Origin of the sequence: Shewanella sp. GutDb-MelDb, from assembly GCF_002836075.1 — a bacterium.
Lineage (GTDB): Bacteria > Pseudomonadota > Gammaproteobacteria > Enterobacterales > Shewanellaceae > Shewanella.
The window spans coordinates 1-5,599 of sequence record NZ_PJBM01000013.1 but is presented as its reverse complement, the minus strand read 5'-3'; the positions used below and the strand labels follow the sequence as shown (position 1 = coordinate 5,599).

At 42.1% G+C, this 5,599-nt stretch carries 5 protein-coding genes; 4 read left to right on the top strand and 1 reads right to left on the bottom strand.

The genetic code is table 11. The features are described 5' to 3' along the window. Together creD and CXF82_RS00430 are read left to right on the top strand one after the other, a co-directional pair. Positions 1-959: cell envelope integrity protein CreD (creD, locus tag CXF82_RS00435; RefSeq protein WP_180961146.1), on the top strand; the 959-nt coding region annotated here is incomplete at its 5' end. Beyond that, positions 946-1,383 carry a ribosomal maturation YjgA family protein gene (locus CXF82_RS00430; protein ID WP_101091626.1) on the top strand — a complete coding sequence of 146 codons (438 nt, stop codon included), beginning with the start codon at positions 946-948 and terminating at the stop codon, positions 1,381-1,383. The genes creD and CXF82_RS00430, both read left to right, overlap by 14 nt. Positions 1,384-1,514: 131 nt before the next feature. On the opposite strand, the gene adhE is transcribed toward CXF82_RS00430, so the two are convergent. Beyond that, complete coding sequence (gene adhE / locus CXF82_RS00425; protein WP_102043466.1) at positions 1,515-4,130, bottom strand: bifunctional acetaldehyde-CoA/alcohol dehydrogenase; 2,616 nt, start codon at positions 4,128-4,130, stop codon at positions 1,515-1,517. A gap of 329 nt (positions 4,131-4,459) precedes the next feature. Between adhE and CXF82_RS00420 the strand changes: the two genes are divergently transcribed. Together CXF82_RS00420 and CXF82_RS00415 are read left to right on the top strand one after the other, a co-directional pair. Next, entirely contained in the window at positions 4,460-5,092 is a 633-nt protein-coding gene (locus CXF82_RS00420) for a YchE family NAAT transporter (RefSeq protein ID WP_101091628.1), read from the top strand. Positions 5,093-5,251: 159 nt separating this feature from the next. After that, a partial coding sequence (locus tag CXF82_RS00415; protein ID WP_145991619.1) for an MBL fold metallo-hydrolase occupies positions 5,252-5,599 on the top strand: 348 nt, incomplete at its 3' end.

The following is a 5,599-nucleotide window of genomic DNA, read 5'->3' as shown; positions in this document are numbered from 1 at the left end:
TTTCAATGGTTGTAGGTGTCCGTGATAGCAGGGGACTGATAAAACTCAACAAGATGACGTTAGGGGGCAAAAGCATTGAGGTGAAACCGGGAACTGGGCTTAATCAGTTTGCTCAAGGGTTTCATATCAATCTTGATATAAATCAGCTTACAGTTTCGGCTCCAATGGCCTATGACTTAAACTTTTTACTGCAAGGTATGGAGTCGATTCAGGTTACGCCAATCGGTAAAGTATCCAGCATTGAAATGAGATCTAAGTGGCCTCATCCGAGTTTTATTGGTGACTTTTTACCGATCTCGTCTGAGATCTCTGCTAAAGGATTTAACGCGCAATGGCAAAGCAACAACTTTTCTTCAAATATTAGTCAGCTGTTTGAACGTTGCATGGCCGATTCTACGGCATGTGTTGAGCTGGAACGTCGTCAAATGGGAGTTGATTTAATTGAGCCTGTTGATCATTACCTTAAATCCCATAGAGCAGTGAATTATTCGTTGTTGATTATTACGCTTGTATTTGCGAGTTTCTTTTTATTGGAACTGTTTCAAGCTCGTTTAATGCACCCTGTCCAGTATGGTTTTGTTGGCCTAGCATTGGCGCTATTTTATCTATTACTTATCTCTTTAAGTGAGCATATTGGCTTTAATTGGGCTTATGTCTTATCAGCTATAGCCTCTACGGTATTACTGAGCGGCTATGTCGGTGGTATGTTACATAATGGCAAACATGGCAAGTTATTTGGTGTCTGTCTAATCGCTCTTTATGGTTTATTGTTTGGCCTGCTTCAGGCTGAAAGCTATGCTTTGTTAATGGGAAGCTTACTTTGCTTTGCCATTTTAAGCTTGTTGATGCTACTTACAAGAAATGTAGATTGGTACCAACGAAGCGGCGACGCTTTACCAGAAGCAAAAAAGCATGAAACTAAAATGAGTGAAATAGAGGTTGTGGATGACAACTCATAAAGGAATGATTGATAGAGGACATAAAGTAGACCTTACTTATTTACATTTCTCCTTGGGACGTGCGCTTACCAGCTTGGTATTATTACTGGTGCTAATTTTTATTGCTCTTTTTGTTCGAGATGCGTTTATTCGGCCAATTTTAGGCGATGCTCTGGTTGTTGTGTGGCTATATTATTTGCTATCGAGTTTTATTAATTTAACTTCTAGAACGCTGGTGGCAATCACCATACTCATCGCCTTTTGTGTTGAGTTTTCGCAGTATTTAAATATAGCTGAACTGCTGGGGATCAAATCAGCCACAGTGTTAAGTATCATTTTAGGTGCGACATTTGATGTGGGAGATTTAGTTGCTTATTTAGCCGGAGGCGCAGTGTGTATTATTGCTGAACATATACGTGTAAGGTTAAAAGAGTCTGTAGATTGAATGTATGAGAATGTTTAAGCGGAAAGAGAAAGAGCAGCCGCTAATTATAAGTTCTTAGAAGTAAAAAAGACTAGCCAAGTTGGCTAGTCTTTTTTCGTTATGGTGACTAGAATTGCGAACCTATAAGCAGATTATTCATCGATATAATCATTACCGTAATAACTGCTCAATAGAACTTGCTTTAGCTCTGCAATAAGCGGGAAGCGTGGGTTTGCACCTGTGCATTGATCGTCAAATGCATCTTCGGCAAGCTCATCTAATTTTGCGATGAAATCGGCTTCGTTGACGCCGGCAGCTTGGATTGAGCTTGGAATGCCAATCTTCTCCTTGAGAGCATCAATTTCTTTAAGTAGAGCCTCGACTTTTTCTTCATCTGTAATGCCTTCACCTTGGGTGCCATTAAGTTTTAAGTGTTCTGCAATTTTGGCGTAGCGACACAGTGCTTTCGGTCTATCATATTGGCTAAACGCAGCCTGTTTAGTCGGCATATCTGTCGCATTAAAACGAATGACATTGCTAATTAGTAAAGCATTAGCGAGTCCATGGGCTAAATGAAACTCAGCCCCGAGTTTGTGGGCCATTGAGTGACAGACGCCTAGAAATGCGTTGGCGAATGCGATCCCGGCTATTGTAGCCCCATTATGGACTTTCTCTCGGGCGATAGGTGCGTTGGCACCGTGTTCATATGCAGCAGGTAAATGAGTAAACAGCAAATCGAGCGCTTGCAGTGCTTGACCATCACTGAATTCATTTGACATCACGCTGACATAAGCTTCAAGTGCATGGGTGATGGCATCAATTCCCCCAAAGGCCGTTAGTGATTTCGGCATATTCATGACGAGATTAGGATCAATAATTGCCATGTTTGGCGTTAGCTCGTAGTCTGCAATCGGATATTTCATCCCGGTCTTTTCATCTGTAACTACCGCAAATGGGGTAACTTCAGAGCCTGTACCTGAGGTTGTAGGTATGGCCACCATCATGGCTTTTTTACCTAGCTTTGGAAATTTGTAGATACGTTTACGGATATCCATAAAACGCAGTGCTAAGTCGGCAAAATCGACATCAGGGTGTTCGTACATGACCCATATAATTTTAGCCGCATCCATAGGAGAGCCACCACCGAGTGCAATAATAACGTCAGGTTGAAAGCTTTGAGCCACTTTTGCACCTTGATTCACGATGAGCATTGTAGGGTCAGCTTCAACGTCGTAAAACACTTCGGTTTCGAGACCTTGGCTCTTCAATATCTTAATTGTTTCATCACAGTAGCCATTATTAAACAGATATTTATCTGTCACGATAAGTGCTCGTTTTTTATCTGATAACTCTTCTAATGCAATCGGCAGGCTACCTCGGCGGAAATAGATAGAGGATGGAAGTTTGTGCCACAACATGTTTTCAGCCCTCTTAGCGACCATTTTTTTATTGATAAGATGGCTTGGGCCAACATTTTCAGATATTGAGTTACCGCCCCATGAACCGCAACCTAAGGTTAATGATGGTGCGAGTTTAAAGTTATAAAGATCCCCAATTCCGCCTTGTGATGCCGGAGTATTGATTAGGATACGCGCTGTTTTCATTCTAAAGCCAAATGCTTCAACGCGATCGGTTTGCGTATCTTGATTGGTATATAGCCCGGATGTATGACCAATGCCGCCTAGCGTGACGAGCGCTTCAGCTTTATCCATTGCATCTTCGAAATCATTAGCGCGATACATAGCCAGCAGCGGAGACAGTTTTTCATGGGCGAAGGCTTCGGCTTCATCTATATCGGTCACTTCACCAATAAGCACTTTGGTATTCTTGTGTACATCAATACCCGCCATTTTGGCAATGGTAGCGGCACTTTGACCCACGATATCGGCATTCAATCCACCATTATTAAGAATGACGTTTTGCATCAAAGCCGTTTCTTCAGTGCTTAACATGTAACCACCGTGGCTGATAAAACGCTCTTTGACTACATCATAGATCTCATCGACCACCACCACGGCTTGTTCAGAGGCACATACCACCCCGTTATCAAATGTTTTTGACATTAATATAGAGCTAACCGCTCGTTTAATATCAGCGGTTTCATCAATGACAATAGGCGTATTGCCCGCTCCCACGCCAATGGCAGGTTTGCCTGATGAATAGGCGGCTTTAACCATTCCGGGGCCACCCGTGGCCAAAATGAGATTAATATTTGGGTGTGTCATCAGTTGATTTGATAATGCCACAGATGGTTCATCAATCCAGCCGATAATATCATTAGGTGCACCAGCAGCAACTGCAGCTTCTAGCACTATTCGTGCAGCTGTGGTTGTGGATTGTTTAGCTCTAGGATGAGGCGAGAAGATAATCCCATTACGGGTTTTAAGGCTTATGAGTGCTTTGAATATCGCGGTTGAAGTCGGGTTTGTGGTGGGCACAATACCACAGATGATACCGACAGGCTCCGCGATAGTAATCGTCCCGAAAGTTGGGTCTTCAGATATGATCCCACAGGTCTTTTCATCTTTATATTTGTTGTAGATATATTCTGAGGCAAAGTGGTTCTTAATCACTTTATCTTCAAGTACACCCATTCTCGTTTCGGTTGCCGCCATTTTAGCTAATGGTATTCGTGCATCTGCAGCAGCAAGCGCGGCTGCCCTGAATATAATATCGACCTGCTCTTGTGAGAATTCGGCAAATTGTCGCTGCGCTTCAGCGACTTTGCTTACCAGATTATTGAGGTCTTGCTCATTGGTGACTGTCATAGTGTGTATCCTAAAAAAATTTAGCAAAATTTGGGTTTGCTAACCTTTCTCTGACTATCTTTAGACCCTATGAAGAAAAATTACACTCAAATGGCCAGTTTGACCGTGATCAATGCCGCAAAAATGTTGCTATCTGTAATAAAATAACTATGTTAGCAACAGAGTGTTACGTTTTTGCAGCAACGCGCCGTGTAAATGCTTTAATAAAATTTATTCAAAATTGTGATTTTGGTTAGATAAACTCATTTTTCCTTTTTAAGGAGTTGCGTTAGAGTAGCGCAACTTTTTTTATATCATCAATAACGCGCTCAACCGCAGAGGATAAGACGTTGGATTTAACTATTTATTTTAAGTTTTTTCTAGGGTTAGTAGCAATCATCAATCCAGTTGGATTGTTACCTGTATTTGTGAGCTTAACCAGTCACCAAACGATAGCTGAACGCAATCAAACCGGCAAAGTGGCTAACCTTGCCGTGGTGATCATACTGTTAGTCACCATTTTTGCTGGGCAACATATTTTGAATATGTTCAGCATTTCTCTCTCAGCGTTTAGGATCGCCGGTGGTACTCTTATTTGCATCATCGCGATGTCGATGTTGCAAGGTAAGCTAGGTGAAGTTAAACGCAACAAAGAGGAAGATCGAGAAGCATCTGGTATGGAATCCGTTGCGGTTGTGCCGCTTGCCCTTCCTTTAATGGCAGGCCCTGGTGCTATTAGTTCGGTTATTGTCACTGCCGCTGAGTATAAGACTTTAGAAAATCTAATTGGTATGTCTATTACGATTATTTTGTTTGGACTATTGAGTTTTAGCCTGTTTCGTATGGCCCCTGTTATATTTAAAGTGCTGGGCAACACAGGCATTAACGTGATTACTCGTCTGATGGGGTTGTTGATGCTTTCCATAGGCATTGAAGTTATTGCGGCCGGCGTTAAAGGCTTGTTTCCCGGGATGATGTATTAACGATTACCTACAGTAATGCAAAGGCACCTATAAAGGTGCCTTTTTTGTGCAGATAACAGATAACAGAGTCTAGAGATTAAATACAGGTACTTATTAACATTATACTAAAGACACTCGCTATACTTTCAAGAACGAATACATGAGTACGGACAAATCACCATGCTAATCACAAGCACCCAGCGTCCTTTATATGTAAAGCAACTGTTTGATAGGGATAGTTGTACGTACACCTACCTGCTGGGAGATCCAAAAACCCATGAAGGGGCGATTATTGATGCGGTTAAAGAACATCTGCAACGAGACCTGCAATATATTGAAGAGCTTGGTATCGAGCTTCTCTATATCATTGAAACGCATATTCATGCCGACCACATCACTTCTGCTGGTTTAATCCGACAAAAAACCGGTGCGCAGATTGTTTACAGTCAGGCGGCAGCTGTCAAATCAATTGATATAGACCTGAAAGAGGGTGATGAACTTCCTATTGGGGGACATCACATCAGGGCA